Annotated in this window: 1 protein-coding gene; it reads right to left on the reverse strand. The window is 60.1% G+C overall.

Going from position 1 to position 439, the window contains the following annotated elements; all coding sequences use genetic code 11:
* Positions 1-439 (reverse strand): NAD(P)-dependent oxidoreductase (locus RAD15_RS43930; protein WP_458184881.1); only part of this gene is annotated, 439 nt, incomplete at both ends.

Here is a 439-nt window from a genome sequence, read left to right on the forward strand (position 1 = left end):
GCTGCCCGGCATTAAGTCGCGCCAGCAACGCGGCGTTATCCACCACCGGACCGCGGCAGGCGTTAATGAGAATGGCGCCGGGTTTCAGTCGACGGATCAGCGTCTCATCGGCCAGATGCAGCGTTTTGTACGGTCCGTCTTTATAGAGCGGCGTATGGAAAGTCAGGACATCCGCTTCCTGCACCAGCTCATCCAGCGTACGAAAATCACCCTCGTCCCCGCGTGCGGCGCGTGGCGGATCGCACAGCAACGTGCGGATACCCAACGCTTCAAGCCTGGTCTGTAGTCGGCTTCCGACGTTACCCACGCCGACAATCCCTACAGTGCGATCGCGTAACGAAAAGCCGTCACGTTCGGCCAGCATCAACAGCGCGGAAAACACATACTCCACCACGGCGATAGCATTACAGCCGGGCGCGACTGAAAAACCGATGCCCGC

Source organism: Bradyrhizobium sp. 14AA (assembly GCF_054185205.1).